29 protein-coding genes are annotated in these 26678 nt (G+C 69.9%); 18 read left to right on the top strand and 11 right to left on the bottom strand.

The annotated features are described in order from the left end of the window. The first annotated feature begins 140 nt into the window (after nt 1-140). Together D3218_RS08920 and D3218_RS08915 are read left to right on the top strand one after the other, a co-directional pair. Nucleotides 141-3455, top strand: a complete 3315-nt coding sequence (locus D3218_RS08920; protein ID WP_119539651.1) for a DEAD/DEAH box helicase — start codon at nt 141-143, stop codon at nt 3453-3455. A 260-nt stretch (nt 3456-3715) separates the two neighbouring features. After that, on the top strand, nt 3716-4753 hold the full coding sequence (locus D3218_RS08915) for an SOUL family heme-binding protein (protein ID WP_119539649.1): 1038 nt from the start codon (nt 3716-3718) through the stop codon (nt 4751-4753). A 133-nt stretch (nt 4754-4886) separates the two neighbouring features. On the opposite strand, the gene D3218_RS08910 is transcribed toward D3218_RS08915, so the two are convergent. Further along, nucleotides 4887-5231 carry a cupin domain-containing protein gene (locus tag D3218_RS08910; protein WP_119539647.1) on the bottom strand — a complete coding sequence of 115 codons (345 nt, stop codon included), beginning with the start codon at nt 5229-5231 and terminating at the stop codon, nt 4887-4889. A 288-nt stretch (nt 5232-5519) separates the two neighbouring features. Between D3218_RS08910 and rplM the strand changes: the two genes are divergently transcribed. From rplM to argC, 4 genes are all read left to right on the top strand, one after another. Next, complete coding sequence (gene rplM / locus D3218_RS08905; RefSeq protein WP_119539646.1) at nt 5520-5984, top strand: 50S ribosomal protein L13; 465 nt, start codon at nt 5520-5522, stop codon at nt 5982-5984. Next, nucleotides 5984-6460 carry a 30S ribosomal protein S9 gene (gene rpsI, locus D3218_RS08900; protein ID WP_119539644.1) on the top strand — a complete coding sequence of 159 codons (477 nt, stop codon included), beginning with the start codon at nt 5984-5986 and terminating at the stop codon, nt 6458-6460. The genes rplM and rpsI overlap by 1 nt, the downstream gene beginning before the upstream one ends. A 115-nt stretch (nt 6461-6575) precedes the next feature. After that, entirely contained in the window at nt 6576-7547 is a 972-nt protein-coding gene (gene speB / locus D3218_RS08895; protein WP_119539642.1) for an agmatinase, read from the top strand. Between the two features lie 49 nt (nt 7548-7596). After that, nucleotides 7597-8520, top strand: a complete 924-nt coding sequence (gene argC / locus D3218_RS08890) for an N-acetyl-gamma-glutamyl-phosphate reductase (RefSeq protein WP_119539641.1) — start codon at nt 7597-7599, stop codon at nt 8518-8520. A 7-nt stretch (nt 8521-8527) separates the two neighbouring features. Here the strand turns inward: argC and D3218_RS08885 are convergent, their stop codons facing one another. Next, a complete protein-coding gene (locus D3218_RS08885) occupies nt 8528-9577 on the bottom strand; it encodes a COX15/CtaA family protein (RefSeq protein WP_119539896.1) in 1050 nt (349 codons plus the stop codon). A gap of 264 nt (nt 9578-9841) precedes the next feature. Between D3218_RS08885 and D3218_RS08880 the strand changes: the two genes are divergently transcribed. Continuing rightward, nucleotides 9842-10057 (top strand): DUF2842 domain-containing protein, encoded by a 216-nt coding sequence (locus D3218_RS08880; RefSeq protein ID WP_119539639.1) that lies wholly within the window; start codon nt 9842-9844, stop codon nt 10055-10057. A gap of 34 nt (nt 10058-10091) precedes the next feature. Here the strand turns inward: D3218_RS08880 and D3218_RS08875 are convergent, their stop codons facing one another. Continuing rightward, nucleotides 10092-12041, bottom strand: a complete 1950-nt coding sequence (locus tag D3218_RS08875; RefSeq protein WP_119539637.1) for a coiled-coil domain-containing protein — start codon at nt 12039-12041, stop codon at nt 10092-10094. Between the two features lie 185 nt (nt 12042-12226). On the opposite strand from D3218_RS08875, the gene D3218_RS08870 reads away from it, so the two are divergent. Both D3218_RS08870 and D3218_RS08865 read left to right on the top strand, forming a co-directional pair. Continuing rightward, nucleotides 12227-12787: a polysaccharide biosynthesis/export family protein gene (locus D3218_RS08870; protein WP_119539635.1), complete on the top strand. Its 561-nt coding sequence runs from the start codon at nt 12227-12229 to the stop codon at nt 12785-12787. A gap of 126 nt (nt 12788-12913) precedes the next feature. Then, nucleotides 12914-14443 (top strand): undecaprenyl-phosphate glucose phosphotransferase, encoded by a 1530-nt coding sequence (locus tag D3218_RS08865; protein ID WP_119539634.1) that lies wholly within the window; start codon nt 12914-12916, stop codon nt 14441-14443. A gap of 97 nt (nt 14444-14540) precedes the next feature. Here D3218_RS08865 and D3218_RS08860 read toward each other — a convergent pair whose 3' ends face one another. From D3218_RS08860 to D3218_RS08835, 8 genes are all read right to left on the bottom strand, one after another. Then, a complete protein-coding gene (locus D3218_RS08860; protein ID WP_119539633.1) occupies nt 14541-14885 on the bottom strand; it encodes a RidA family protein in 345 nt (114 codons plus the stop codon). Nucleotides 14886-14957: 72 nt separating this feature from the next. Then, a complete protein-coding gene (locus D3218_RS19695; RefSeq protein ID WP_168990466.1) occupies nt 14958-15131 on the bottom strand; it encodes a hypothetical protein in 174 nt (57 codons plus the stop codon). Nucleotides 15132-15457: 326 nt separating this feature from the next. Further along, nucleotides 15458-15622, bottom strand: a complete 165-nt coding sequence (locus D3218_RS19690; protein WP_168990465.1) for a hypothetical protein — start codon at nt 15620-15622, stop codon at nt 15458-15460. A gap of 58 nt (nt 15623-15680) precedes the next feature. Continuing rightward, entirely contained in the window at nt 15681-15950 is a 270-nt protein-coding gene (gene minE, locus D3218_RS08855; RefSeq protein WP_119539632.1) for a cell division topological specificity factor MinE, read from the bottom strand. Then, on the bottom strand, nt 15947-16762 hold the full coding sequence (minD, locus tag D3218_RS08850) for a septum site-determining protein MinD (RefSeq protein ID WP_119539631.1): 816 nt from the start codon (nt 16760-16762) through the stop codon (nt 15947-15949). Before minD ends, minE begins: the two co-directional genes overlap by 4 nt. A gap of 60 nt (nt 16763-16822) precedes the next feature. Next, nucleotides 16823-17590, bottom strand: coding sequence for a septum site-determining protein MinC (gene minC, locus D3218_RS08845; RefSeq protein ID WP_119539630.1), 768 nt, complete (start codon nt 17588-17590; stop codon nt 16823-16825). Between the two features lie 150 nt (nt 17591-17740). Then, nucleotides 17741-18493, bottom strand: coding sequence for an SDR family NAD(P)-dependent oxidoreductase (locus tag D3218_RS08840; RefSeq protein ID WP_119539629.1), 753 nt, complete (start codon nt 18491-18493; stop codon nt 17741-17743). 102 nt (nt 18494-18595) lie between these two features. Then, nucleotides 18596-19075 carry a TspO/MBR family protein gene (locus D3218_RS08835; RefSeq protein ID WP_119539628.1) on the bottom strand — a complete coding sequence of 160 codons (480 nt, stop codon included), beginning with the start codon at nt 19073-19075 and terminating at the stop codon, nt 18596-18598. 109 nt (nt 19076-19184) lie between these two features. On the opposite strand from D3218_RS08835, the gene D3218_RS08830 reads away from it, so the two are divergent. From D3218_RS08830 to D3218_RS08790, 9 genes are all read left to right on the top strand, one after another. After that, complete coding sequence (locus D3218_RS08830; RefSeq protein WP_119539627.1) at nt 19185-20354, top strand: glycosyltransferase family 4 protein; 1170 nt, start codon at nt 19185-19187, stop codon at nt 20352-20354. A 135-nt stretch (nt 20355-20489) separates the two neighbouring features. Further along, on the top strand, nt 20490-21623 hold the full coding sequence (locus tag D3218_RS08825) for a DegT/DnrJ/EryC1/StrS family aminotransferase (RefSeq protein ID WP_119539626.1): 1134 nt from the start codon (nt 20490-20492) through the stop codon (nt 21621-21623). Nucleotides 21624-21743: 120 nt separating this feature from the next. Beyond that, on the top strand, nt 21744-21974 hold the full coding sequence (locus D3218_RS08820; protein ID WP_136625075.1) for a hypothetical protein: 231 nt from the start codon (nt 21744-21746) through the stop codon (nt 21972-21974). Then, nucleotides 21971-22285, top strand: a complete 315-nt coding sequence (locus D3218_RS08815; protein WP_119539623.1) for a hypothetical protein — start codon at nt 21971-21973, stop codon at nt 22283-22285. Before D3218_RS08820 ends, D3218_RS08815 begins: the two co-directional genes overlap by 4 nt. 134 nt (nt 22286-22419) lie before the next feature. After that, nucleotides 22420-23457 carry a cysteine synthase A gene (locus D3218_RS08810; protein WP_119539622.1) on the top strand — a complete coding sequence of 346 codons (1038 nt, stop codon included), beginning with the start codon at nt 22420-22422 and terminating at the stop codon, nt 23455-23457. Nucleotides 23458-23460: 3 nt separating this feature from the next. Continuing rightward, nucleotides 23461-24207, top strand: coding sequence for an alanyl-tRNA editing protein (locus D3218_RS08805; protein WP_119539621.1), 747 nt, complete (start codon nt 23461-23463; stop codon nt 24205-24207). 29 nt (nt 24208-24236) lie between these two features. Continuing rightward, complete coding sequence (sseA, locus tag D3218_RS08800; RefSeq protein WP_119539620.1) at nt 24237-25097, top strand: 3-mercaptopyruvate sulfurtransferase; 861 nt, start codon at nt 24237-24239, stop codon at nt 25095-25097. 10 nt (nt 25098-25107) lie between these two features. After that, a complete protein-coding gene (locus tag D3218_RS08795) occupies nt 25108-25632 on the top strand; it encodes a GNAT family N-acetyltransferase (protein ID WP_119539619.1) in 525 nt (174 codons plus the stop codon). Next, nucleotides 25619-26674, top strand: coding sequence for an alpha/beta hydrolase (locus D3218_RS08790; protein WP_119539618.1), 1056 nt, complete (start codon nt 25619-25621; stop codon nt 26672-26674). Before D3218_RS08795 ends, D3218_RS08790 begins: the two co-directional genes overlap by 14 nt. Nucleotides 26675-26678: the final 4 nt, after the last annotated feature.

Here is a 26678-nt window from a genome sequence, read left to right as displayed (position 1 = left end):
ACTCCGGCTGCCGGGGGCGCCTCCGCGAAGAGGCAAGCCACCGGCGACACATTGAACCACCCCAGGGCGGGAAAGGATCGGAGTCCGGTATCGCGCGTTCCTCCCGCGTCCCGGCCCTGCCGCCATGAGTGATGCGTTATATGCTCCAGTCCGTCGATCTCGACACCCGCGTCTCCACCGCCGAGACGATCACCCCGCTGCATCCCGTCGGCGCGACCGCCGTCCGGTTGCTCGACCGCATGGACGCGACGCAGACCGACCCGCTGGTCTTCGTGGCGCGCACCGAGCGCCGCGCGCGCGACATCGCCTCCCTCCTCCGCGCCATGGAGCCGGACACGGCGGTCGCCTACTTCCCGCCGTGGGACTGCCTCCCCTATGACGGCCTGGCTCCCTCCCGCGCCGCGATGGGCCAACGCATGGGAGTTCTCCGCTGGCTGACCAACCGTCGGAACCTTCCGCGGATCCTCGTCACCACGGCGGAAGCGCTCGTGCGGCGCGTGCCGCCGCGCTCCGCCTGGAAAATGCTTCATCGCGAGTTCCGGGCGGGCGACGCGTTCGATCCCGATGCGATGCGCCCCTTCCTGCAAAGCCTCGGCTACCTGTTCGACGACCGCGTGGACGAGCCTGGGGAAGCCGCGATCCGCGGCCGCGTGGTGGATTTCTTCCCGGCCGGCGGCTCGCTGCCTTGCCGCATCGAACACGCCGACGGCCGCATCGCCTCCATCCGGTCCTACGATCCGTTGACGCAGCGCACGATCCGGGAGATCGACTGCCTGATCGTGGATCCCGCCAGCGAACTCGTCGGCGACGACAGCGCGCCCGAGCCCGTCAGCGATGCGCGGCTGTCCCGCGCCCGCCGCACGGAAACCGTGTTCCACTATCTCGGCGACGCCCGCCTGCTCCTGGAGGACGGCGCGGAGGGCAACGGCGAGGCGTTCCTGGACGCCGCTCAGGCGGCCTTCGAGGAAGCGCGGGATGGCGCACGGCCTCGCGCCCGCGCCGGCCTTCCCGCGCCCGACAAGATCCTGATGCGCCCGGCCGAGTGGCGCGAGGCGCTGGCCGGCGCGCTGGACGCCGTGATCGCCGATCCGGGGGCGGACGAGCCGCAGGCCGTGGCCACCCTGCCGAACTTCGCGGCCGAAGCCGCCCCGTGGTCTGCCCTTCGCGCCTTCCTCGGCAAGGGCGACCATCCGATGCGGCTCGTCCTGGCCGCCGGCTCGCGGCCGCTTCTCAACGAATGGCATCGCCGGGCCCGGCGCAATCTCGGCGGCGACTGGGAGCGCGCGACGGCCTGGGCCACCGTGGGCGCTTCCGCCGGAAACAGCCGCTGGTCCATGCTGCTGCCGGTGGCGGAAGGGTTCGTCCTGCGCGATCGCGGCGTCGTCGTGGTCACGCCGCAGGACCTCGGCGGGCATACGGCGGCCGGTTCGGCCGAGCCGGGGTCCGCCGCCCTTCTCGCCGCGATCGACGACTACGAGATCGGCGACGCCGTGGTGCACATCGACCATGGCGTGGGCCTGCTGCGCGGGCTGGAGACGATCGAGCGCGATGGCCGCCCGCTCGACGCGCTGCGGCTCGACTATGCCGACGACGCTTCACTCCTCGTCCCGTTGGAGGAGATCGGCGCCCTCTGGCGCTACGGCGCCGATCCGGGCGACCTCAAGCTCGACCGGCTGAAGGGCGAAGGCTGGATCAACCGGCGCAACGACCTTCTGGGACGCGTGCAGGAAACGGCGCGCGGCATGGTCGATCTGATGAGCGTCCGGCGCAAGGCGAAGGCCCGCGTCCTGAAACCGGAACGCCGTGCATTCGAGCGCTTCTGCGCCGGCTTTCCCTATCCCCTGTCGCCCGACCAGTCGTCCGCCGTGGATGCGGTGCTGGCCGACCTCGCATCCGGTCGGCCGATGGACCGGCTGGTGTGCGGCGACGTCGGCTTCGGAAAGACCGAAGTGGGCCTGCGCGCGGCGGCGGCCGCCGTGTCCGCCGGACGGCAGGCGGCGATCGTCGCGCCGACCACGGTGCTCGCCAAGCAACACACCCGCACGGCGCTGCGCCGCTTTCGCGCGATGGGCGTCGAGGTCGCCCATCTTTCGCGCCTCACGTCGCCGGACGAGGCCAAGCGCATCCGGGCGGGGCTGGCGAGCGGCGAGATCCGCCTCGTGGTCGGCACGCATGCGCTCTGCGGCGACGGGGTCGCCTTCCGCGACCTCGCGCTGATGGTGATCGACGAGGAGCAACGCTTCGGCGCCCGGCACAAGGCGCGGCTGCGCAATCTGGCGAAGGGCGGTCACGTCCTCACCATGACCGCGACGCCGATTCCGCGCACGCTGCAAGCCAGCTTCGTCGGGCTCAACGACATCAGCGTGATCGCGACGCCGCCCATCCTGCGCCGGCCGATCCGCACCGTGCTCCAGCCCTTCGACGAGGGGCTGGTGCGCGATGCGCTGCTGCGCGAGAAGCGACGCCAGGGGCAGAGCTTCGTGGTCTGCCCGCGGGTGGAGGATATCGAGCCGATGGCCGAGCGGCTTCGGGCCCTGGTTCCCGAACTCGAGGTCCTCGTGGTCCATGGCAAGCTGCCTGCGGAAACGATCGACGAGGTCGCCCTCAGCTTCGGCGAGGGGGGTGGCGACGTGCTTCTGGCCACCAACATCATCGAGAGCGGGCTGGACGTGCCCGCCGCCAACACGATGATCGTCTGGCGCCCGGACCGGTTCGGCCTCGCGCAGTTGCACCAACTGCGCGGGCGGGTCGGCCGCGGCTCCCGGCGCGGCACGGCCTATCTCCTCACCGACCCCGAGGCGGATCTGGGCGAAGCGGCCGCCAAGCGCCTTCAGACGGTGGAACGCCTGTCCGGCCTCGGCGCGGGCTTCACCATCAGTACGCGCGATCTCGATCTGCGAGGCGCCGGCGAGCTCCTGGGCGAGGAGCAGGCCGGCCACCTCCAGCTCGTCGGCCTCAGCCTGTACCGACACCTGATCGAGCGCGCACTGGCCGTGGCCGAGGGAAAACCCGTGCCGGACGATTGGACCCCCGATATCGTCATGGGCGCCAGCGGCTCCATTCCGGCGGAATACGTCCCGGACCCGGCGGCCCGCATCAACCTCTACAGCCGCATCGACCGACTGCGCGATCGCTCGGGCCTCGAACTGCTCGTGGAGGAGATCGACGACCGGTTCGGCCCGATCCCGACGCAGGCGAAGATCCTGCTCAAGGCGGCGGAGCTGCGCCTGCGATGCCGGGAACTCGGCATTCAGAAGCTTGCATCCGGCCCGAAGGGAACGGCCGCGACGTTCCGCACCAGGGACGACGCGGCTCGCTACGAGGCGCGGCGCCTGCCGCAAGGATGGAAGCGTGCGGAGACGAAGCTCGTTTCGCCGAAGGGCGGGGAAACGACCGCCGAACGCTTCGTGGCCGCCCGCGAGCTCCTCGATGCGATCGACCTGCCGGCGGCGTGACGCGGACAAAAAAAGGGGCGGCACGAAGGCCGCCCAGTTTGGCTGGAGTATCAGGTCCATGAAAAAACCCGATGCCCCTAAATTGGTCATTGCGGCCGAAGGTTGCGACGATCCTTACCGAAATTTAAGCCGCGCCTCGCTGCGCGCTTTTCGTTCCGCGTCGCAACCAAGCTCGGTTCCCGACGTTCATTCCACGCCGCGCCCGTCGATCGAGGCGTGTTTCGACGCGGCATTCTGTTTGTGGAAGCGAGGAGAACGAGATGTTCCGCGAGAAGCCTTCGGCCTACGATCGGATGAGCGACGCGATCGGCGATATCGGCGAGCGGCTTTCGGACCTCGAGTCGCGGATCGTCGAGAGGTTGAACCCCCGGCCGTCCAAGGCTGAGCGGCTGCGCCGCGCCGTGGACCGTGAGATGAGCCGCCTCTACGCCTCGAGCGAGCCCGCCTATTCGCGCTACCTGCCGGGGTTCCTGACCGGCTGGTCCCTGCCCTCGGCCGACGACGCCCGCTCCGGCTATCATCGCGCCCGCCAGACCCTGGCGGACGGCGCGCAGGAAGTGCAGGAGCAGGCGTCCGGCCTTGGGCGCTACCTTCCGTCTACCTCGTCCCTGCTTCCTTCCTGGGGCCACCAGACGAGCTTCCGGGGCGGCCGCGGTTATCAGCGCGGCAAGGACTACCTGCGCGACAACCCCAACGTCTCCACCGCTCTCATCGCAGGCGGCGCCATCCTCGCCATCGGCGGCGCAATCTACATCACCAAGAAGATCGCCGACCATGCCGAGGAGCCGGACTTCGACGTGGTCCGCAAGGACGGCGACATCGAGATCCGCGACTATGACGGCCTCGTGGTCGCCGAGACGGTCAAGACGGGCTACCACGAGAAGGCCCGCCGCCGCGGCTTCGAGAGCCTCTACGACTACATCGCCTCGAACAACCGCTCGGGCAAGAAGATCGCGATGACCGTGCCCGTGCTCCAGCAGCTCTCCGAGGGCGAAGGCCGCACCAAAGGCTGGGCGATCCGCTTCATCATGCCGAAGAAGTACACCAAGGCCAGCCTGCCGACGCCGAACTCCAACGACGTGACGATCCACGAGGTGCCGGCCAAGCGCATGGTGGCGATCCGGTTCAGCGGCAACTTCACCGCCACCACCGCGTCCAAGAAGCTGATGACGCTGTACAACTACGTCTCGGACGAGAACCTGAAGCAGAAGGGCGACCCGATCTACGCCTTCTACGACGCGCCGTGGACGCCCGGCTTCCTGAAGCGCAACGAGATCCTGATCGAGGTCGAGCGCTGATCCACCGCGCCGGCTGCGAAAATGGAGGCGTCCGCTCCGGCGGGCGCCTTTCGTCGTTTCGGACATCTCGCGCCCCCTCGACCGTCGCGCACCACGCCCCCGCCATGCAAGCGCCTGCGATGCGATGGCGCGGCTACACCCGGATGACGTAGGTCTTCCGCGTCGTCTCCAGAACGCGCCAGGTGCCGCGGAAACCGGGACGGATCACCACGGCGTCGCCGGGTCCGAGCGCGCGCTCGACGCCCCCGTCCTCGCAGAGGACCGAGTGGCCGGAGAGGATCTGGCAGAATTCCCATTCGTCGTAGGCGATGCGCCACTCGCCCGGGGTCGATTCCCAGACGCCGGCATAGAGCCCGCCGTCCGCCGCCTCCACATTCCAGGTCCGGTGCACCGGGTCGCCGGACAGAACCTTTTCCGGCGCCGGTCGAGCGACCTCAGGCTCCACCCCATCGACCTGAACCATGATGGCGTCGCTCATCGACCCGCTCCCTTGCCGGTTTCCTGCGCTCCCTGTACCGCCGTTCCAATCGCGGTCAAGCATACGGTATCTGGGTACCAAATTTGCGGTATTCAATTACCTTAGGCACATCATATTGTAATCGCTTTCATTTTTCAGTACTGGCAACATCACACCACGCCCGATCCGCCTTGCGGAGCCGCTCCGGCCTGTGTATGGAGACCGCCAAGAAGTGCGGCTCGATCCACGCTTTTCCGGCGCGCGACGGTTTTGGCCGTCCCGCGCATCGAACGACCCAAGGATAACCTCATGAAGACCTTCTCGCAGAAGTCCGAGACGGTGGAGAAGAAGTGGATCATCATCGACGCCGAAGGGCTCGTTGTCGGTCGCCTCGCCTCTCTCGTCGCGCTTCGCCTTCGCGGCAAGCACAAGCCGTCCTTCACGCCGCACGTCGACGATGGCGACAACGTCATCATCGTGAACGCGGACAAGGTCGTGTTCACGGGCAAGAAGTACCAGGACAAGACCTACTACTGGCACACCGGCTATGCCGGCGGCATCAAGGAGCGCAAGGCGCGCGAGATCCTCGAGGGCCGCTTCCCCGAGCGCGTGCTCGAGAAGGCCGTTGAGCGCATGCTGCCGCGCGGGCCCCTGGGCCGTCGCCAGCTCAAGAACCTGCGCGTCTACGCCGGCGCCGAGCACCCGCACACCGCCCAGTCGCCCGAGTCGCTCGACGTGAAGGCGCTGAACTCCAAGAACGCGAGGGCTGCATAATGGCCGAACTCAATTCGCTGCAGGATCTCGCGACCGCGAACGTCGCCGAGACCGTCGCCGCCCCGGTGCACGTCCAGAAGCTCGACGCCCACGGCCGCTCCTACGCGACCGGCAAGCGCAAGGACGCGGTCGCCCGCGTCTGGGTGAAGCCCGGCTCCGGTCAGATCACCGTCAACGACAAGAACTTCGTCGACTACTTCGCCCGTCCGGTTCTGCAGATGGTGCTGCGTCAGCCGATCGTCGCCGCCAACCGCGACGGTCAGTTCGACATCGTCGTGACGGTGGCCGGCGGCGGCCTGTCCGGCCAGGCCGGTGCCGTGCGCCACGGCATCTCGCGCGCCCTCACCTTCTACGAGCCGGGCCTGCGCTCGGTGCTCAAGAAGGGCGGCTTCCTGACGCGCGACTCGCGTACCGTGGAGCGCAAGAAGTACGGCCGCGCCAAGGCCCGTCGTTCGTTCCAGTTCTCGAAGCGCTGATCGCTTCCCGTACGGAACCGCAGCTCGAGGGGCCCTGGGAAACCGGGGCCCCTTTTTCGTTCTTCAAGCCGTCGCGCTTTCCCACTATCTGTCGCGGCGACGACGGAGACATTTCATGGCCGGCCAATCCATCGACCACGCCTTCACCGCGAGCGACACGCTCGGCGCCGCGAGCGATCCCACCTATGCGGGCGCGCTGAGCTTCATGCGGCGGCGCTTCTCCAAGGACGTCTCGGGCAGCGACGTCGCGGTTTGGGGCATTCCGTTCGATGCCTCGGTGTCGAACCGGCCCGGCACCCGCTTCGGTCCGCAGGCGATCCGCCGCGCCTCCGCGATCTTCGACAACGATCCGCAATATCCGTTCCACGCCGACCTGTTCGAGCACCTGCGGGTGGTCGACGGCGGCGATTGCCTCCTGGACTACCGTCTGCCGGAGCGCGCCCACGCGGCCATGCGCGCCCAGGCCGAGGCGCTGCTGGCGCAGACCGGCTTCCTGCTGACGCTGGGCGGCGATCATTCGATCACGTTCCCGCTGCTCCAGGCCCATGCCGCCCGGCACGCCAAGCTCAGCCTCGTCCATTTCGACGCGCACCAGGACACCTGGCCGCTGGCGACCGATACCCACGGACGCCCGCGCGTCGATCACGGCTCGTTCCTGTCCGCCGCGCTGCGCGAGGAGCTGATCGATCCCGAAACGTCGATCCAGATCGGCATCCGCACGCATGCGCCGGAGACCGGGGGGCTCGAGATCGTCCATGGATACGAGGTCGAGGACCTGTCGTCCGTCGCGATCGCCGAGCGCATCTACCGGCGCACGGGCGGCACCAACTGCTACCTGACCTTCGACATCGACTGCCTGGACGTCGCCTTCGCACCCGGCACGGGCACGCCGGTGGCGGGCGGCCCCAGCAGCGCCAAGATGCTGGCGGTCCTGCATCATCTCAAGAATCTGCAGATCGTCGGCGCCGACCTCGTGGAAGTGTCGCCGCCCTACGATCACGCCGACATGACCGCAGTAGCCGGCGCGACGGTCGCCATGTACGTCCTCGGCATTCTCGCCGAGAAGAAAGCGGCACAGGCGGGGTGATCCACGCCCCGCCGAACGACATCCCTCACCCAAAAGGACGGAGCGCAGCATGAAGCCCCGCATTTTCATCGACGGCGAGCACGGGACCACGGGCCTCCAGATCCGCTCCCGCATGGAAGGGCGCGCCGACGTCGAGCTCGTGTCGATCCCGGAGGCCGAACGGCGCAACGAGGCGATGCGCGAGGACCTGCTGAACTCCGCCGACGTCGCGATCCTCTGCCTGCCGGATGACGCCGCGCGCAACGCCGTGGCGCTGCTGTCGGGCAACAACCGGACGCGCATCATCGACACCTCGACCGCACACCGCACGGCCGATGGCTGGGCCTACGGCTTCGCCGAGCTGACGCGCGAGCAGCCGGAGGCGATCCGCGCCGCGCGGCTGGTCGCCAACCCCGGCTGCTATCCGACCGGCGCGATCGCCCTCGTGCGGCCCTTGCGCGACGCAGGGCTTCTCTCTGCGGACGAGACGGTCACCGTCAACGCCGTGTCGGGCTATACCGGCGGCGGCAAGCAGATGATCGCGCAGATGGAGGACGAGACGCGCGAGGACCGGATCACCGCGCCGCACTTTCTCTACGGGCTGGACCTCGACCACAAGCATCTGCCCGAGATGCGGGTCTACGGCCGCCTGCCGCGCGATCCGCTGTTCGCCCCGTCCGTCGGCCGGTTCCCGCAGGGGATGATCGTGCAGGTTCCGGTGCTGCTCGACGGCGCGACCACGGCGGAGACGCTGCACGCCGCTCTCGCGGACCACTATGCAGGCTGCGCGGTGGTGACCGTGACGCCGCTCGCCGAGAGCGCCGCACTGAAGCGGATCGACGCCACGGAACTCGCCGGCACCGATCGGATGACGCTCCACGTGTTCCGCTCGCCGGACGGCGAGCGCGCCAATCTTGTGGCCGTGCTCGACAACCTCGGCAAGGGCGCGTCCGGCGCCGCCGTCCAGAACATGGACCTGATGCTGTCGGCCTGATCGCGCCTCAGATCGTCGCCGGCACCCGGTAGCGACCGAACAGCCCGCGGGCGTGGAACACCGCGCCCGCCAGCACCGCCAGTGCGCCCGCCTGGTGTGTCAGCGCCGCGTCGATCGGCACATGGAGGAGAAGCGTCGTGATGCCGATGGCGGCCTGCGCCACCACGGCGAGGGCGAGCCACGTGGCTCCGCGCGCGTGGCGCGATCCCGGCCCCATGCGCTGCGCCGCGACCGCGTGGACGATCGTCACGGCGAGGAGCGCGTAGGCGCCCAGCCGGTGCACGAACTGTACGGTCATCGGGTTCTCGAAGAAATTGCGCCAAGCCGGCGACATCGCGAGCAGATTGGCCGGCACGACCTGCCCGTCCATCAGCGGCCAGGTGTTGTAGCTGAGCCCCGCGTCGAGGCCGGCGACCAGCCCGCCGAGATAGATCTGGACGAGCACCATCGCGACGATCAGCAGGCCGACGAGCCAGGACCGATCCGTCGGAGCCGGCGCCGTCGGCCGCGCGACGAGGCCGCGCGCGATCCACAGCGTCGCCGTCAGGATCAGGCATGCCATGGTCAGGTGCACCGCCAGCCGATACTGGCTGACCTCGGTGCGCTCCACGAGGCCCGAGGCGACCATCCACCAGCCGATCCCGCCCTGCAGCCCACCGAGCGCCAGCAGCCCCACGAGGCGCGGCTTCAGCCACGGCTCGATCCGGCCGGTCAGCCAGAAGAACAGGAGCGGCAGCGCGAAGGCGAGGCCCACCGACCGGGCGAGGAACCGGTGCGACCACTCCCACCAGTAGATCGTCTTGAATTCGGACAGGGCCATGCCGCGGTTGATCTGCTGATACTGCGGGATCTGGCGGTAGAGATCGAACTCCTCCTGCCATTCCGCGTCGGACAGAGGCGGGATCACGCCGTGGATCGGCTTCCACTCGGTGATCGACAGGCCCGATTCCGTCAGCCGCGTCGCGCCGCCCACCACCACGAGCGCCATCACCATGGCGGCGATGACGTAGAGCCAGAGGCGGATGGCGCGCCGGTTGCCGGCGACGCGGGGCGGCATGGCGCCGGTGGCGATGAAGCTGTCGGTCGAACTGGTCGTGGTCGTCATCGTGCCCGCTGGCCCCGCCGGGCGCGTGGCCCGAGCGTTGCCCCTTCCGTGGATGGCGGCTCGGCGATGGGCCCGTCCGGGCCGGCCGCGCCGCGCTTCGACGGCTGGTGTGGGGCGAAGCGCGGGGAATGGCAAGGTTCATATTGTCCTACCCGCTTGCCGCAGGCGGCGGAACTTGCGAGGACGTGCGAACCGCCCGTTCGGATCGAGAAGCGCATGCCCGTTCGCATCAAGAAGCTCATCGGCGTCGTCGTCCTGCTCGCGCTGGTCGTCGTCTACGCCGTGTTCGCCACGGCCTTCGCCTCGCTGCGTCTGGCGAACTCGCCGGGCTGGGTTCACCTCGTCTACTTCCTGGTGACGGGGCTGTTCTGGATCGTTCCGGCGATGTTCGTCATCAACTGGATGCAGCGCGAACCCAAGCGCCGTTCCTGACCGACAGGCTTCGCGCCCGACGTCTCCCGCTTCGCTAGGTCGCGAGCTGCCGCCCGTCGGCGAGGATCATGTCGGCCAGCCCGGCCGCGCGAAGACGTGCGGTGCCCGCCGCGATGCCGTCTTCGTCCTCCCCCTCCACCGTCACGACCAGCGCGGCCTCCGGCGTCAGCAGGGATTTGACCGTCTCGAGCGGCATCCCGCCGCACACGACCAGAACCACCTCGTAATTGCGCTCGATGAAGTCGAGCACGTTGCGGCGCTCCATCGCGAGAAAGGCGGCCTCCTCCACTTTTGCGCGCCCGGCGCCGAAGGCTTCGGCCAGGGTCGCGAAGTCCGGGCGGGCGATCTCCGCGAAGGTGGCGTCGCCGGCGATCATATCCGACACGCCGAGCGCGTCGGGCGCCACGCCCATGGCACACGCGGCGAGCTGGCGCTCGCTGAGGTCCACCAGCGCGCCCGGCCGCCCCCGAAGGGCGAGGCGCCGGACGATCTCGACCGCGGCGGGACGCTCGTCGGATCCGATCGGAACGATCACCACCCGGCCGATCTCGCTGGCCAGGATGCCGCCCACCAGTTCGTCGGCCGGCGTGATGTCGAAGCGCAGGCTGCCGGCTCGCCTTTCGCCGGCCGCCTCCCCGTCCTCCCGGACAGCGCCACGCCGACGCCCCCTGACCGCGATCTCGGACGGAGCGGCCGGCACCGGCTGCGGGCGCGGCGCGGCCACCACGGCGTAGAGCGAGGACACGAGGAAGCCGAGCGCCGCCGACCCCGCGACGATCGGCCAAATGTCCGGCCGATACTCGGTCTCGGCGAGCGACGTCGAAACGAAGGGCACCGCCGAAACCTCCGGCGCGACGGCCTGGACGGCCGGCTCGCTCGCTGCCTCGGCCTCCGCCGCGCTGCGGGCCGTTTCGAGCGCATCGAGGGTCCGCCGTGCCGCGTCGACCTGCGCGGCGGCGGCCTCGCGGCGCGTCCGGGCCGCCTCATCGGCGCCGTCCGCCGCTTCCTCGCTCGCAACCGTTCGGTCGAGCCGGTCGGCCTCGCGCCGGAGCGTCGCCACGCGGCGGCCCAGCGCGTCGGCGAGGCGCCGGGCGGCGGTGCCGACCTCCCCTTCGAGGTCGTCCAGCCGCAGGCGCACCATCGCCATGCGCGGATGCCCGTCGAGAAGCGTGCGCGACAGCTCGGCCGCCTGGGCCGCCACGGCGTCGCGCCGCGCGCGGACATCGCGCCAGTTCCGCCATTCCGCGCGGCCCTGGACAGCCGGCGGCGCGGCGGACGGCGCCGCGCCCGGGAGCTCGCGGGCGAAGCGTTCGGTTTCCTGGAGTTCCTGGCGCGCCGCTTCGGCGGCCCTTCGACCGGCGTCGAGCGATGTCCGGCGCCGCGCGGCCGCGTCGCCCGCGGCCGGGGCCTCGGTCTGCGCCTCCGCCAGCCGCGCCTGCGCGTCCGCCAGCGCGATCCGGGCCTTGGCGATCGAGGCGTCCAGCGCCTGAACGCCCGCCGGCGTCGGCTGCGGGTCGGACCGGGTGGGCTCGGACACCCCAGCCGCCGGCCCTCGGCTCTCGATACGCGCCACGAGGCGATCAGCCATCGCCTCTGCGCGTCGGCGGGCCGCGTCGGCCTCGTGATCCTCGGCCCAGACCAGCACCGCGCCGTCGTCCGCGCGCTCGACGCCGCTGTCGGGCCGCAGCGTGGAGGACTGGTCGATGAGGTCGGCCCAGGCAGCCAGGACGCCCGCTCGCGCCGCGTTCGTCCGACCGGGCTGCTCGGCGGCGACGTCCCGCAGCACGGCATCGGTCCACTGCGCAGAGACCTCGGGCGCCGCGGCGACGCGAATGGTGGCTCGGTGAAACGGCGGGATCAGCGATCCCGCGAGAAACGCGGCGAAGCCCAGCGCCCCTGTCGACAGGACGATGCGCGCACGGTTCGACCAGAGCACGCGCGCAAGGCTCGCCCCTCGCTCGATCCGCCTCTGCCTGTCCGTCATACGGTTTCTCCGAAGGGCATGGCGTTGCCCCGTCCGGCTCGCCTTCCTCTGCGTTCACAGGATAAGGGCCGCAGCATCGCGGGCAACGAGGCATGGGTTTTACGGTTAATTAACCACGTTGCCGCTAGGTTTTTGCAGGAATTGAGGCGCCGCCTCCCCGTTCTCACGCGCTTCCGGAGTCCTCGATGCGAGTCGCACGCGCAGCCCTGGTGGCGCTCACGGCAAGCCTGCTCGCCGGCTGCGTGACCACGCCGCCCCCGCCCGAAGCGTTTCACGCCGCACTCAACCAGGACTATCGGCTGGATGCCGGCGACCGGCTGCGCATCACCGTGTTCGAGCAGGAAAGCCTGTCGGCGGTCTACGTCGTGGACAAGGCCGGCTACCTGTCCGTGCCGCTGATCGGATCGGTGCCGGCGCGGGGCAAGACGCCGGACGAGGTGCGCGCCGCCGTCGCGGGCGCCCTGCGCAACGGCTACCTGCGCAACCCGGACGTATCGGTGCAGGTCGAGCAGTACCGACCCTTCTTCGTCATGGGCGAGGTGTCCACCGGCGGCCAGTATTCCTACGTGCCCGGCATGACGGTGCAGAACGCCGTCGCCATCGCCGGCGGCTTCTCCGCGCGGGCGGAGAAGCGCACGGCCGACATCACGCGGCAGGTCAACGGCCAGGTCATCACCGGCCGCGTGGTCCTGTCCGACCCCGTGCTGCCGGGCGACACGATCACGATCCGCGAGCGCCTGTTCTGACGCGCCGGCACATATGCGCTCATTCCTTCGAATGATATAAGCGATCGTGAGCCTTCATTAGCCTATGAATGAGAGGGTCCCGTTCGGACGCGACACCATGCGCGCCGGACCACGAGGACCTTCGGAATGGCCGCCAATCGAAGCGAGCAGGCAACCTTCGCGCGCGAAGCGATTCGCACGTTCCAGCCCGATCGAAGACCCCGGATCGTCGAGGCCAGCGTCCTCAACCCGCATGCTCGCCGCGTGGCCGAGCAGTTCGGACGGAACGTCCTGTCGCCCCGGCTCCTGTCCGGCCTGTTCGGAGCGGGCGAGTTCCTGGCGCTGCTGCTGATCGGCTCGGCGGTCCTCGCCGCCTTCGATCGCCTCGCCGACGCGCTTCTGATCCTCCCCTTCGCCGGCGTCGCGCTCGCGTCGCTCGCCCTGCTTCACGGCTACGAGCTCTCCCAGCTCAGCTCGCAGCGCCGACAGCCGGCCCGCATCGCCATCGCGCTCGTGTCCGGCGCGCTGGCGACCGCGCTCTGCGCCGGGCTGACGGGCGCGGCCGACGTCGCCGGTGCCGCCTGCCTCGCGGCCTACGTCGCGGCGTCCATGGCCACGATGACGCTCGGCCGCCGCGTGCTGGCGCACCGCATCCGCCACTGGAGCCGAACGGGTCGACTGGAGCGCCGCGTGGTTCTGGTCGGCGGCGGCGGGGCGGCGGAGCAGTTTATCCGCCAACTCGAGGCTCATCCCTACAGCGACATCCGCATCTGCGGGATATTCGACGACCGCGAGGACGCCCGGTCGCCCCAGCTCGTCGCCGGCTATCCCAAGCTCGGCACGATCGCCGAACTGACCGAGTTCGCTCGGATCGCCAAGATCGACATGCTGGTCGTCACCCTGCCGCTCTCGGCGGAGAAGCGTATCCTCTCCATCCTGAAGTCGCTGTGGGTGCTTCCGCTCGACATACGCATCTCGGCGCTGTCGCAGAATCTGCGCTTCCGCTCGCGCTCCTATTCCTACATGGGCGACGTGCCCATGCTGGACATCATGGATCGCCCGATCGCCGACTGGAGCAAGGTCGCCAAGCGCGGCTTCGATCTCGTCTTCGGCGTCGCGGCGTTGGTGGCGGTGATGCCGATCATGGTGGTTACCGCGATCGCCATCAAGCTGGACACGCCGGGCCCGGTCTTCTTCCGCCAGAAGCGCCACGGCTTCAACAACGAGGAGATCCTCGTCTGGAAGTTCCGCTCGCTGCGCCACGACATGGCCGACCCGACGGCCCGCAAGCTGGTGACCAAGGGCGACCCTCGCGTCACGCGGGTCGGGCGCTTCATCCGCCGCTCCTCGATCGACGAGCTGCCGCAGCTCTTCAACGTGCTGATCGGCAACCTGTCGCTGGTCGGCCCGCGCCCCCACGCCGTGCACGCGCAATCCAGCGCCCAGATCACCTTCACCGAGATCGTGGACGGCTATTTCGGCCGCCACAAGGTGAAGCCCGGGATCACCGGTTATGCGCAGCTCAAGGGATGGCGCGGCGAGATCGACGACGACGTGAAGCTGCAGAAGCGCTTCGAGCACGACCTGTTCTACATCGAGAACTGGTCGCTGCTTTTGGATTTCTACATCCTCTTCGCGACGCCCTACAGCCTGATCAACGGCAAGGGCGCCTACTGAGGCGAAGACCGGAAGCGCCGGACCCCATGGGCCGACGCCCCCTCACGGGCGAGCGGCGGAGGCGGAGACCGCAGCCGCCGCCCCAGCCCGTGCGATCTCAGATCGCCGCGACGACGATGATCTCGACGCGGTAGTCCGGCGTGGCGAGTGCCGATTCGCCGGTCGCGCGCGCCGGCGGGTTCGCCGGGTCCACCCAGGCGTCCCAGACCGCGTTCATCGCCGCGAAGTCCGCCATATCGGCGAGCCAGATGGTCGCCGACAGGATCTTCGACTTGTCCGTGCCCGCATCGGCGAGCAGCCGGTCGATCTCGGCGAGAACGGTCTGCGTCTGCTGCGTGACGTCCTCGCCGGGATTGCCGACCTGTCCGGCCAGATACACCGTGTTGCCGTGCACCACCGCCGCGCTCATGCGACGGCCGGGTTCGATACGACGAATGCTCATGAAACTCTCCGAATCGTTCGGTTCTGCGAGAGCTTCTTACGGTGTGGCATCCGCCTTGGACAGGCCGGGCCGTCAGCGTCCGGCGTGGCTGCGAGCTCCCGCGAGACGGCCGCGCGGAGCCCAGCCGGCGGCGCGCGGGCCCTTCTCGTACAGTGCGTCGAGATTGTCGACGAGACCCTGTTCCACCGCCTCGTCGCGCGTGATCAACCCGGCCTCGTAGGCGTCGATGATGTCCGTCGTGCTCATAGCCCCACCCTTCTCTCGTCCAGTTCGCGGAATCCGCGGATCGGGGTTCGGTTCCGAACTTGTTAAGATTTTGAGGCGGCAAAGCGGCGCGGGCCCGTCGAGGGCGAGGAATCCATGCTCCCGCGCGGTCGGCGCCGGACCGAACGCACGGCCTTCGCGTCCCGTCCGCTCTGAGAGCGATTCGAGAGACGGATAGACGCAGGGCGACATATGCGTGCCCGCGAGCCTCGGGCAGCCGAGCGGCGCCGCGCCGGCAGGTCGGCGGCCGGACGCGCGGGACCGCGCAACGGAAAGGGCCCGGCGTTTCCGCCGGGCCCCCGTGTCGTCTATTGGCGGGTCGCCGCCTTCTCGGCCTGCGCCTCGCACACCTCGACGTGCTTCTGCAGGGCCTCGATCGAAAGAACCGCCGCGATGCTGCGGATGTTGCGCCCCTGCATCTGCGGCAGTTGCTGAACGCGTTGCAGGCGGACCAGGAGTTCGGCTCGGTTCATCGCTATCTCCTTTTCGCGATGGAGGATGAGGACCGGCGGCGCGGGGCCGCCGGACCGATCAATGCGCGGTGGCGGTGGCCAGCTGCGGCAGCTCGATGTCGACCTCGAGGGTCGAGATCTGCTCGCCGCGGTCCATCTTCACCTTCACCTTGTCGCGGTTCACCGGCATGTGCTTGGCGATCACCGCGAGGATCTCCTCGCGCAGCACGGCGACGAGATCGTTCTGGCCGATCTCGGCGCGCTCGTGCGCCAGGAGGACCTGGAGGCGCTCACGCGCGGCGGGCGCCGTGGTGGTGGAGCGTCGCTGGAAAAAACCGAACAGGCTCATGCGGCCCTCCGGTTGAAGAACTTCCCGAAGAGGCCCTTCTTGTCGGTGGGAACGTTCATCGGGATGGTCTGGCCCATCAGGCGCTTGGCGGCGTCCATGTAGGCGCGGGCCGGGGCGCTGCCGGCGTCGCTCAGGGTGACCGGCGTGCCCAGGTTCGAGGCGCGCAGCACCTCGGCGCTCTCGGGCACGATGCCGAGGAGCGGGATGGACAGGATCTCGAGGACGTCGTCGACCTTCAGCATGTCGCCGCGCTCGGCGCGGGCGGTGTCGTAGCGCGTCAGCAGCAGGTGTTTGTCGATGCGCCCACCGCTCTCGGCGCGCAGGGTCTTGGAGTCGAGGAGGCCGATGATGCGGTCGCTGTCGCGGACCGAGGAGACCTCGGGGTTGGTGACGACCACCGCGACGTTGGCGTGGCGCATGGCGAGGGTCGCGCCGCGCTCGATGCCGGCCGGGCTGTCGCAGATCACCCAGTCGAACATCGAACGGAGCTGGTCCATCACGCGGTCGACGCCGTCCTGCGTCAGGTTGTCCTTGTCGCGCGTCTGCGAGGCGGGCAGCAGGCAGAGCGTGTCGACGCGCTTGTCGCGGATCAGCGCCTGGTTGAGGTTGGCGTCGCCCTGGACCACGTTGATGAGGTCGTAGACCACGCGGCGCTCGGCACCCATGACGAGGTCGAGGTTGCGCAGACCGACGTCGAAGTCCACGACCACCACCTTCTGGCCGTTCTGTGCCAGCGCGGCGCCGAGCGCGGCTGTCGAGGTCGTCTTTCCGACGCCTCCCTTGCCCGATGTCACCACCATCACTTCAGCCATTGGGGGCCATCCTTTTCCTTGGGTTCTCTTCCGGTCGTCCCGCCGTCGCCGTCATGGCGATCAGTTCGCGAGGGCGACCGTCCTCAGCACGGTATCGTCGAGCCAGACGTGGACGGCCTGGCCGCGCATCTTCGGATCGATGTCCTCGGCGGTCTTGTAGAGACCGTCGATGGCGATGAGCTCCGCCTCGAGCTTGCGGCAGAAGATGCGCGCGTTGGCGTTGCCGGCCGAGCCCGCCAGTGCCCGGCCGCGCAGCGCGCCGTAGACGTGGATCGAGCCGCCCGCGATCACCTCCGCGCCGGACGAGACGGAGCCGAGCACGGTCACGTCGCCTTCCGGGAAGATGATCGACTGGCCGGAACGCACCGGCTCCTCGATCAGGAGCGACGGCGTCGTCGCCACATGCGTCGCGCGCACCGCCTCGGGCACCTTGGCGTCGGGCACGGCCGCGGCGGCCTTCGCCTGCCCCTTGGGCGCCTCGCCGGCCGGCGTTTCCGGCACCTCGATGTCGGCCGCGTTGCGCCCGCCCTTCATCTCCGGCGGCATGCCCGGCGCCAGGATGGACGGCAGCGCGCCCTCGATGCCCATCACCCGAACGTTGCGCTTGGTCAGCTCGGCCAGAAGCTCGGCGAGCTGCTCGCGCGTGATCGGCAGGCCGGCGACGTCCAGGACGATCGGACGACCCAGGAAGAAGCCGGTGGAGCGGCGCGCCAGGTCGTCCAACTGATGGAGCCATTCGCCGAAGGGAAGCTCGGGCGAAAGCACCAGGGCCAGGAAGGACCGGCCGCGAAGGCGGACCGCTTTGCGTGTGGGTAAGGCTTCGGTCATCTTGATTAACGTTTCGTTGCCAGCCGATCTAAGCGCCTCAGGCTTAACCGAGGGTTAACTGTCGCAACCCGTGCGAGGCTTGCGCCCTGCCGGGAAACGAAGCGGTCGCCCCTCGGGCGGCCGCGGCGCCGGTTCGGTCGAGAGGGTGGATCAGAGGGCGCCGGCCTCGACCATGAAGTTGTTGGCCGTGCACATGGCCGAATCGTCCGACGCCAGGAACAGCACCATCCGCGCCACGTAGACCGGTTCGACCGGCACCGGCAGGCACTGGCGCTCGAGCTGCGCGTCGAGGCTCTCCCGCGTGACCCAGAGCTCCTTCTGGCGCTCGGTCATGATCCAGCCCGGGACGACCGTGTTGACGCGGATGCCGTGGACCCCGAGGTCGCGCGCGAAGGAACGGGTCATGCCATGCACCGCCGACTTCGCGGTGGTGTAGACCGGCATGCCGCCGCTCGCCTGCATCCAGGAGTTGGAGCCGAAATTGACGATCGAGCCTGCCTTGGCGGCGATCATGTCCGGCGCCACGATCTGCGTGGCGAAGAACGCGTGGCGCAGGTTCGCGGCGATGCGCTCGTCGTAGTAGTCGGGCGTCACGTCCTCCCAGCCGTGCCGGTCGTCCCGCGCCGCGTTGTTGACGAGGACGCCGGCCGCGCCGACGCGCTGCTTCAGCCGCCCGAACGCCGCCCGCAGCGCGTCGATATCGCGCAGGTCGCACGCCTCGAAGGCCACGTCGGCGCCGAGCTCGGCGGCCAGCGCCTCGCCGCGCGCCGCGTCGATATCCACGAATCCGACGCGCGAGCCCTGCGCGGCGAAGGCACGCACAGTTTCCGCGCCGATGCCCGAGGCACCCCCTGTGACGAAGGCGGTGCGGCCTTTCAGGCTCGGGTAGATTGCAAAGCTCACTGCCGATTCTCCGGGAAGCCGATCTGGTTTCGACCCGGGCTTTGCGCCCGCCGGACCGGAACGGTCAAGGCGGCGTCCCCGGCGAATCGAACACGTCCGCGTTCAGGCGAAGACGCCCCGTTCGCGGTTGAGCCGCCAGACCGACAGGTTCAGAAGCGCCGCCACGCACACCCAGGCGAGATACGGCACGAGAAGCAGCGCGGCCGTCGCGCTGTGCGGGGCGAAGGCAAGTGCCGTGAGCGCCACCGCGAGCGCGAGGAGCCCGATATCGGCCAGCGCCCAGAGCGGACGACGCAGGCCGAAGAACAGCCACGACCAGAGGAAGTTCAGTGCCATCTGCAGGCCGAACAGGACGAACGGGACCGGCTGCCAGCCGGCGGCGCGCCAGACCAGCCAGCCGGACAAGGCGATCAGCAGGTAGAGGATCGACCACACGATCGGGAAGGCGCGGTTCGGCGGGGTCCATGTCGGTTTGCGTAGGCCCGCGTACCACGGGCCCGGCCGGAACAGGACGCCGCTCGTCGCGACCAGCCCCGACAGCGCCACGAAACCAAGGAGAACCAGTGCGTCCGCGAGCGTCATGAGCCGATGCCTTTCCCGTCGCCCCGAAGGATAGGGTCCTCGCGCCGCCCTTTCCATTCCGCGCGCCGACCGCTAACCCGGACCCATCGTCCCCTGGAGCCGCCCCCGCTTGCCCAAGCTCGCCTTCGTCGTCACCGAGGACTGGTTCTTCGCCTCGCATTTCCTGCCGATGGCGCGGGCCGCCGTCGCGATGGGGTTCGACGTGACGGTGATCGCCCGGGTCCGCGACCATGCGGCAGCGATCGAGGCGACGGGCGCGCGCGTCCGGCCGCTCGAGGCCGAGCGGCGCAGCCTCAACCCGCTCGCGGCCGGGGCGACGGTCGTTTGGCTGGCGCGTATCCTGCGCCAGGAACGGCCCGACATCGTCCACTGCATCTCGCTCAAGCCGATCCTGGTCGGCGGCGCGGCCTGCGCGCTGGCCGGCCTGCCCCGGCGGGTCTACGCGCTGACCGGGCTTGGCTTCCTGGGCGCCAAGACGGACCGAACGGGCCGCGCCGCGCGCCTCGCCCTGCGACGGATCATCCGCGGGCCGCTCGCCACGCGCCGCACGCGCTTCGTGTTCGAGAACGAAGACGACCCGAGGCTGCTCGGCCTCGACCCGTCGGCGCCCGATGTCACCATCCTCGGCGGGGCCGGGATCGACCCGGCGGCCTATCCCGAAACGCCGCTGCCGCCGGGTGGCCCGCTGCGCATCGCGGTGGTGTCGCGCATGCTGTGGTCGAAGGGCATCGACACGGCGGTGGAGGCGGTTCGCGAAGCGCGCGACCGGGGCCTCGACGTCTCGCTCTCGCTCTACGGGGCGCCCGACCCGTCGAATCCCAAGGCGATCCCGCCGGCGACGCTGCGCGAGTGGTCCGGCCGGCCCGGCATCGCCTGGCACGGCCCCACCACCTCGGCCGCCGCGGTATGGCGCGAGCACCACGTCGCCTGCCTGCCCTCGCGCGGCGGCGAGGGCCTGCCGCGCACCCTTCTCGAATCCGCTGCCTGCGGGCGCCCGTCACTGACCACCGACGTGCCCGGCTGCCGCAGCTTCGTGCGCGACGGGGTCGACGGCTACGTGGTGCCGGTGGAGGACGCGGCGGCGCTGGCGACGGCGATCGTGCGGCTGGCGGCCGACCGGGCGCTGGCCGAGCGCATGGGCGCGGCCGCTGCGGCCCGCGCGCGGCACGGCTTCACCGAAGCCGACGTCGCGGCGCGGATCCAGGACGTCTATCGTGCGCTGCTGTCCGCCGAAGGGCCCACCTCATCACGCCCCGCGAGCGGCGGGAGCCAAACGTGATGCGGCGGGGGCGCAACGCGCTTGATTTGCCGGCGTGAACCGGTAGCCCTGCAACCCGACGCTTCCAACCCCGCCGCGACCGGCCGGATGGGCCGCACGGCCCGCCGCCATGGGCGCGAATCCCGAAGGACCGACATGAGCCAGACCATCGCCTTCATCGACCTCGCCACGCAGCGCGACCGGATCCGCGACCGCGTGGAGGCCCGCTTCTCGCGCATCATGGACCAGGGCTCCTTCATCATGGGGCCGGACGTCGCCGAGCTCGAAACGAAGCTCTCCAACTTCGGCGGCATGGCCCACACGATCTCCTGCGCCTCGGGCACCGACGCGCTCCTGATGCCGCTCATGGCCTGGGGCATCGGGCCGGGCGACGCGGTGTTCGTGCCGAGCTTCACCTTTGCCGCCACCGCCGAGGTGGTCGGCCTCGTCGGCGCCTCGCCGGTTTTCGTGGACGTGCTGCCCGACACGTTCAACATGGACCCGGCGCACCTGCGCCGCACGGTCGAGGAGGTGGTCGCGAAGGGGCAGCTCAAGCCGCGTGCGATCATCGCGGTGGACCTGTTCGGGCAGATCGCCGACTACCCCGCGATCCGCGCCGTCGCGGACGACCATGGCCTGCGCCTGATCTCGGACGCGGCGCAGGGGTTCGGCTCCACGCTGGACGGTCGCATGGCCGGCGCCTGGGCCGATGTGGTGGCGACGAGCTTCTATCCGGCCAAGCCGCTCGGCTGCTACGGCGACGGCGGCGCGATCCAGACCGACGACGCGGCGCTCGCCGACGTCCTCCGCTCGATCCGCGTCCACGGCGGTGGGAGCGACAAGTACGACAACGTCCGTCTCGGCCTCACCGGCCGGCTCGACACCTTCCAGGCCGCCGTGCTGATCGAGAAGCTGACGCTGTTCTCCGAGGAGATCGAGGCGCGCATGCGCGTCGCCGCCCGCTACACGGCCGCGTTGTCCGGCATCGCCGCGCCGCAGGCGATCGCCGACGACATCGTGTCGACCTGGGCGCAATATACGATCCGCGTGCCGGACGGACGACGCGACGCCTTCATGTCGTCGTTGAAGGAAGCGGGCGTACCCACCGTCATCTATTACGGAAAGCCGCTCCACCGGCAGACCGCCTACCGGCACTGGCCGGTCGGCGGCAACGGGCTGCCCGTCACCGACAGGCTGTGCGACGAGGTGGTCAGCCTGCCGATGCACGCCTATCTCGACGAGACGACGCAGGATCGCATCGTCGCGGCGGCGCAAGCCGCGCTCGGCTGACGGACGGCCTCGGACCACAAGCTTGGAATTGGAATAATTATCATCTGATTCCAACGACTTGCGAAGTAGTCCTCGTGTGATACGACCACCCTGTTGCAGGTAATCTCGCGGGGACATGCGATGAGCGTCGTCACACCAGTCGAAGTCTTGGCCGTCCTGGGTCCGGTCAGTGCCGTCGTGGTGCAGGAAATGGTGCGCAGCCGTGTCTCGGCGGCCGAACTGCGGGAGGCGCTGCGCCGTCTCCGGCACGGCGAGATGGACGACTTCCAGTCCTATGCCGGCCTCGACGGGCGGACGCGGCGCGTGGTGGACCTCGTCGGAACCGCCGAACGCGCGGACGCCCGCGCATGAGCGCGCCGACATCGGCCGACGCGCTCGCGCAGGAGTTGGAGATCCGGCAGGGCCTCGCCCGGCTGTTCGAGGCTGCGATGCGCGACGGACGCACGCCGCCGCTCACGGCCCTGGAGTCCGTGGCGCGCGCCCTGGGCGCGGTCTATCGCGAGATAGCCGCGGTCCATCTCGACCCTGCCGGCTGCCCCTGCGGGTGGAAACCGGAGGAAGGCGACCTTCTTGCGCTGAGCGAGGCGATGCGCGGCGGCGCGCGCCCCGCACGGCCGCCACGGACCGACCTCCACCGCATGGAGCCCGCCGGTCACGCCTGAAACCGACTGGGGCTCCGCCTCCTCGTTCGCGAAAACGGGTTGCGCCCTTCGGGTTTCCCGCAGCAACCCCTTTCTTGTCTCGCCCGGCGCCGCACCTTACCGTCCGAACAAACGAATCCGGCCGCCAGGATCTCATGCCCAGATACAATGCCGTCATAGACGCCATCGGCAACACGCCGCTGATCCGCCTCGCCAAGGCTTCCGAGCTGACCGGCTGCGAGATCTACGGCAAGGCGGAGTTCATGAATCCCGGCCAATCGGTCAAGGACCGGGCCGCCCTGTTCATGATCCGCGACGCCGAGGCCCGCGGCCTGATCGAGCCCGGCGGAACGATCGTCGAGGGCACGGCCGGCAACACCGGCATCGGGCTCGCCATGGTGGCCGACGCGCTCGGCTATCGGACGGTGATCGTCATTCCCGAGACGCAGAGCCAGGAGAAGAAGGACGCCCTGCGCCTCTGGGGCGCGCAGCTCGTGGAGGTGCCGGCCGTCCCCTACAAGAACCCGAACAACTACGTGAAGCTGTCCGGCCGTCTCGCCGAGCGACTGGCGGGCACCGAGGCCGCCGGCGCGATCTGGGCGAACCAGTTCGACAACACGGCCAACCGCGACGGCCATGTGGTCACCACGGCCGAGGAGATCTGGCAGCAGACCGGCGGGCAGGTCGACGGCTTCATCTGCGCCGTGGGCACCGGCGGCACGCTCGCAGGCACCGCGATGGGCCTCAAGCGCCATTCCGGCCACATCAAGATCGGCCTCGCCGACCCGATGGGCGCCGCCCTCTACAGCTACTACACGACCGGTGCCTTCGAGTCGGAGGGAAGCTCGATCACCGAGGGTATCGGCCAGGGACGCGTCACCGCCAATCTCGAGGGTTTCGCGCCGGACTTCGCCTACCAGATCCCCGACCAGGAGGCGCTGCCGATCATCTTCGACCTGATCGGCGAGGAGGGCCTTTGCCTCGGAGGCTCGTCGGGCATCAACATCGCGGGGGCCATCCGCATGGCCTGGGAGATGGGGCCGGGCCACACGATCGTGACGGTCCTGTGCGACTACGGCAACCGCTACCAGTCGAAGCTCTTCAACCCGGCCTTCCTGCGCGAGAAGAACCTGCCCGTGCCGGCCTGGCTGGAGCGCGAGCCCGGCTTCGACATCCCCTACGAGGCGGCCTGAGCCATGGCGCGAACGGAAGCGGCCTATCTCGAGGACGCCTATCTCTCGACGCTGGAAGCGCGCGTCGTCGCGCTGGAGGGCGAGCGCGGCATCGTGGTGGACCGCTGCAACTTCTACCCCGCGGGCGGCGGCCAGCCGGGCGACACGGGCTGGATCGAGCTCGGCGACGGGCGGCAGATCGCCGTCGCCGACACGCGCTACGGCGAGGACCGCGCGACGATCGTTCTGCAGATCGCCGAAGGCGAAGGCGAAGGCGACCGGCCGGCCCCGGGCGACACGATCGTCCTGCATGTGGACTGGCCGCGCCGCTACAAGCTGATGCGCATGCACACCGCGATGCATCTCCTGACGGTCGTGTGCCCCTACCCGGTCACCGGCGCGGCGGTCGGCGAGGACGAGGGTCGGCTCGACTTCGACCTTCCCGACGCCGAGACCGACAAGGACGAGGTGACCCGCGCGCTCGCCAGGCTCGTGGCTGAGAACCACAAGGTGTTCACCCGCTGGATCACCGACGAGGAGCTCGACGCCAATCCGGGCCTCGTGAAATCCGCAAACGTGCGCCCGCCTCGCGGCAACGGCCGGGTGCGCGTCGTCGCCATCGGCGAGGACGGCGCGGTGGATTCCCAGCCCTGCGGCGGCACGCATGTCGGCGAGACGCAGGAGATCGGCGAGATCCACGTCGCCAAGATCGAGAAGAAGGGGCGCAGCAACCGCCGCTTCCGCCTTCGTTTCGGCGCGCCGACCGCCTAGACCGACGCCCTTCACGCAGCGAGGCCGCGATGACCACCAACCCGTTCCTGGTTTCCGCGCAGCAGCTCGGCGCGGAGATCGGCCGCCCCGGCCTGTCGATCGTCGACGCTTCCTGGTACCTGCCGGCGCAGCGGCGGTTCGCCCATCCCGAATACATCGCCGGGCACGTTCCGGGCGCGGTGTTCTTCGACCAGGACGCGGTGGTGGACACCGCTTCCGACCTGCCGCACACCCTGCCCTCGCCGGCGGTGTTCGCCCAGGCCGCCGGCGCGCTCGGCATCCGTCGCACTGACACGATCGTCGTCTACGACGGCCTGGGCCTGTTCAGCGCGCCGCGCGTCTGGTGGATGTTGCGAACGTTCGGCGCGAAGGACGTGCGCATCCTGGACGGCGGGTTTCCCGCCTGGGTCGCGTCGGGGCTGCCGGTGGAAACGGGCGAGCCCGACCCGACGCCGGCGCGCTTCGAGGCGACGTTCGACGCGGGCGCGGTTGCCACCTTGGACGAGATGCGCGCCATTGTGGCCGGCGGTTCGCGCCAGATCGCGGACGCGCGCCCCGCCGCCCGCTTCCACGGCGAGGCGCCGGAGCCCCGCCCCGGCGTGCGCGGCGGCCACATGCCGGGCGCGCACTCGCTGCCCGCCTCGGACCTGTCCGAGGACGGCCGCCTGAAGGCGCCGGAGGCGCTGGAGCGGCTGTTCGTGCAGGCGGGGATCGACCTCGACGCACCCGTGGTCACATCCTGCGGCTCGGGCGTGACCGCCGCCGCCATCAATTTCGCCCTGGCCTCGCTCCACAAGAGCGATGTGAAGCTCTATGACGGCTCCTGGACCGAATGGGGCTCGCGCCCCGACACGCCTGTGGAAGGCGGACCAGCCAAGCCGGGGACTTGAACCGACCTCCATGCGCATTCTGAGGACAACCGTCACGCAGCTCGTGATGCACCAGCCTCCCGAGCCGCCCGTGCCCGCGCCCCGCAACGGCCGGGTCTACGAAGTCCTCAAGGTGCGGCAGATTCCCCTGGCCTACTACCGCTTCCTGTACGCGGCGGTGGGCCGGGGCCACCACTGGACCTCGCGCAACCTCGGCGACGAGGCCCTGTCGCGCGAGATCCACGCTCCCAACGTGCGCATGCGCATCCTCTACTGCGACGGCGCCCCGGCCGGCTGGTTCGAGCTCGACGCCGGCCGCGCCCCGCGCGAGACGCGGCTCGTCCATTTCGGCATCATGCCGGAATTCCGCGGCCAGGGGCTGGCGCGACATCTCCTGAGTCAGGCGATCGTCGCCGGCTTCGACGAGATGCCGAGCGCGCTGACGGTGGAGACCAACACCTTGGATCACCCCGCCGCCTTGCCTCTCTATCGGAAGGTCGGCTTCCGCCCGGTCTCAACCCGCGAAGTGACCACGGCCGCCCATGACGACGACTGATCCCGCACCGAAGCCCGGCGCGGCCGGGCCGACGCCGGCCGCCGCACGCAGGCGGCGCATCCTGTGGCGCATCGCACTGGTCGTGGTCGGCCTCGTGCTGGTCGCGCTGGCGCTTGCATGGGCCTTCGGCCCGCGCGAGCCCGTGCGCCTCGACACCCGGTTCGACCCGGCCGTGATCGGCACCGACCCCGTGGCCTACCTTGCGGGCGAGGAGGCGAACGTGCCGAACCTGCGCCCGCAGGCGGAGAAGGAGATCGTCTGGGCGTATCCCGCCTCGCGCGCCAAGACGCCGCTGGCGATCGTCTATATCCACGGCTTCTCCGCCTCCAAGGGCGAGACGCGCCCGCTCGCCGACGACGTGGCGCGCGCGCTCGGCGCCAACCTCTTCTACACCCGCCTTTCGGGCCACGGCCGCGACGCCGCTGCGATGGAGCAGGCGGAGGTCGGCGACTGGATCGACGACTTCGCCGAGGCCATGGCCGTGGGGCGCGCGATCGGCGAACGCGTGGTCGTGATCGGCACCTCCACCGGCGCGACGCTCTCGACGGTCGCGGCGAGCCGGCCGGACCTGTCGGAGGGGCTCGCCGCGCTAATCGAGGTGTCGCCCAACTTCGCGCTCCGGGACTGGCGCTCGTTCCTGCTCACCGTTCCCTTCGCGCGCGAGTTGATGCCCTACCTCTCGTCGCAGACCTACGGCTCGGAGCGTCCCGCCGCGGAGGCTGCGACCGGCGTCTGGACCGCCACCTACCCGACCGCCGCGCTGCTGCCGATGGCCCGGCTTACGGAAGTTGCGAACGGTCTGGACGTTTCGGCGATCCGAACGCCCGCGCTGTTCGTGTATTCGCTGCGCGACGAGGTGGTGCGGCCGGAGCGGACGGAAGCCATCGCCGCGCGCTGGGGCGGCCCGCACGAGACGATCCTGGTGGACGACAGCACGGACCCTTCGCAGCATGTCATCGCGGGCGACATCCGCTCGCCCGCCACCACCGAACCCCTGGCCCGGCGGATCGCCGATTGGCTCCGCCGGACCCTCGGCACCTGACGGA

The sequence above is a fragment of the Aureimonas flava genome (assembly GCF_003583935.1).
Lineage (GTDB): Bacteria > Pseudomonadota > Alphaproteobacteria > Rhizobiales > Rhizobiaceae > Aureimonas > Aureimonas flava.
This window is presented reverse-complemented; position numbering and strand designations above follow the sequence as displayed.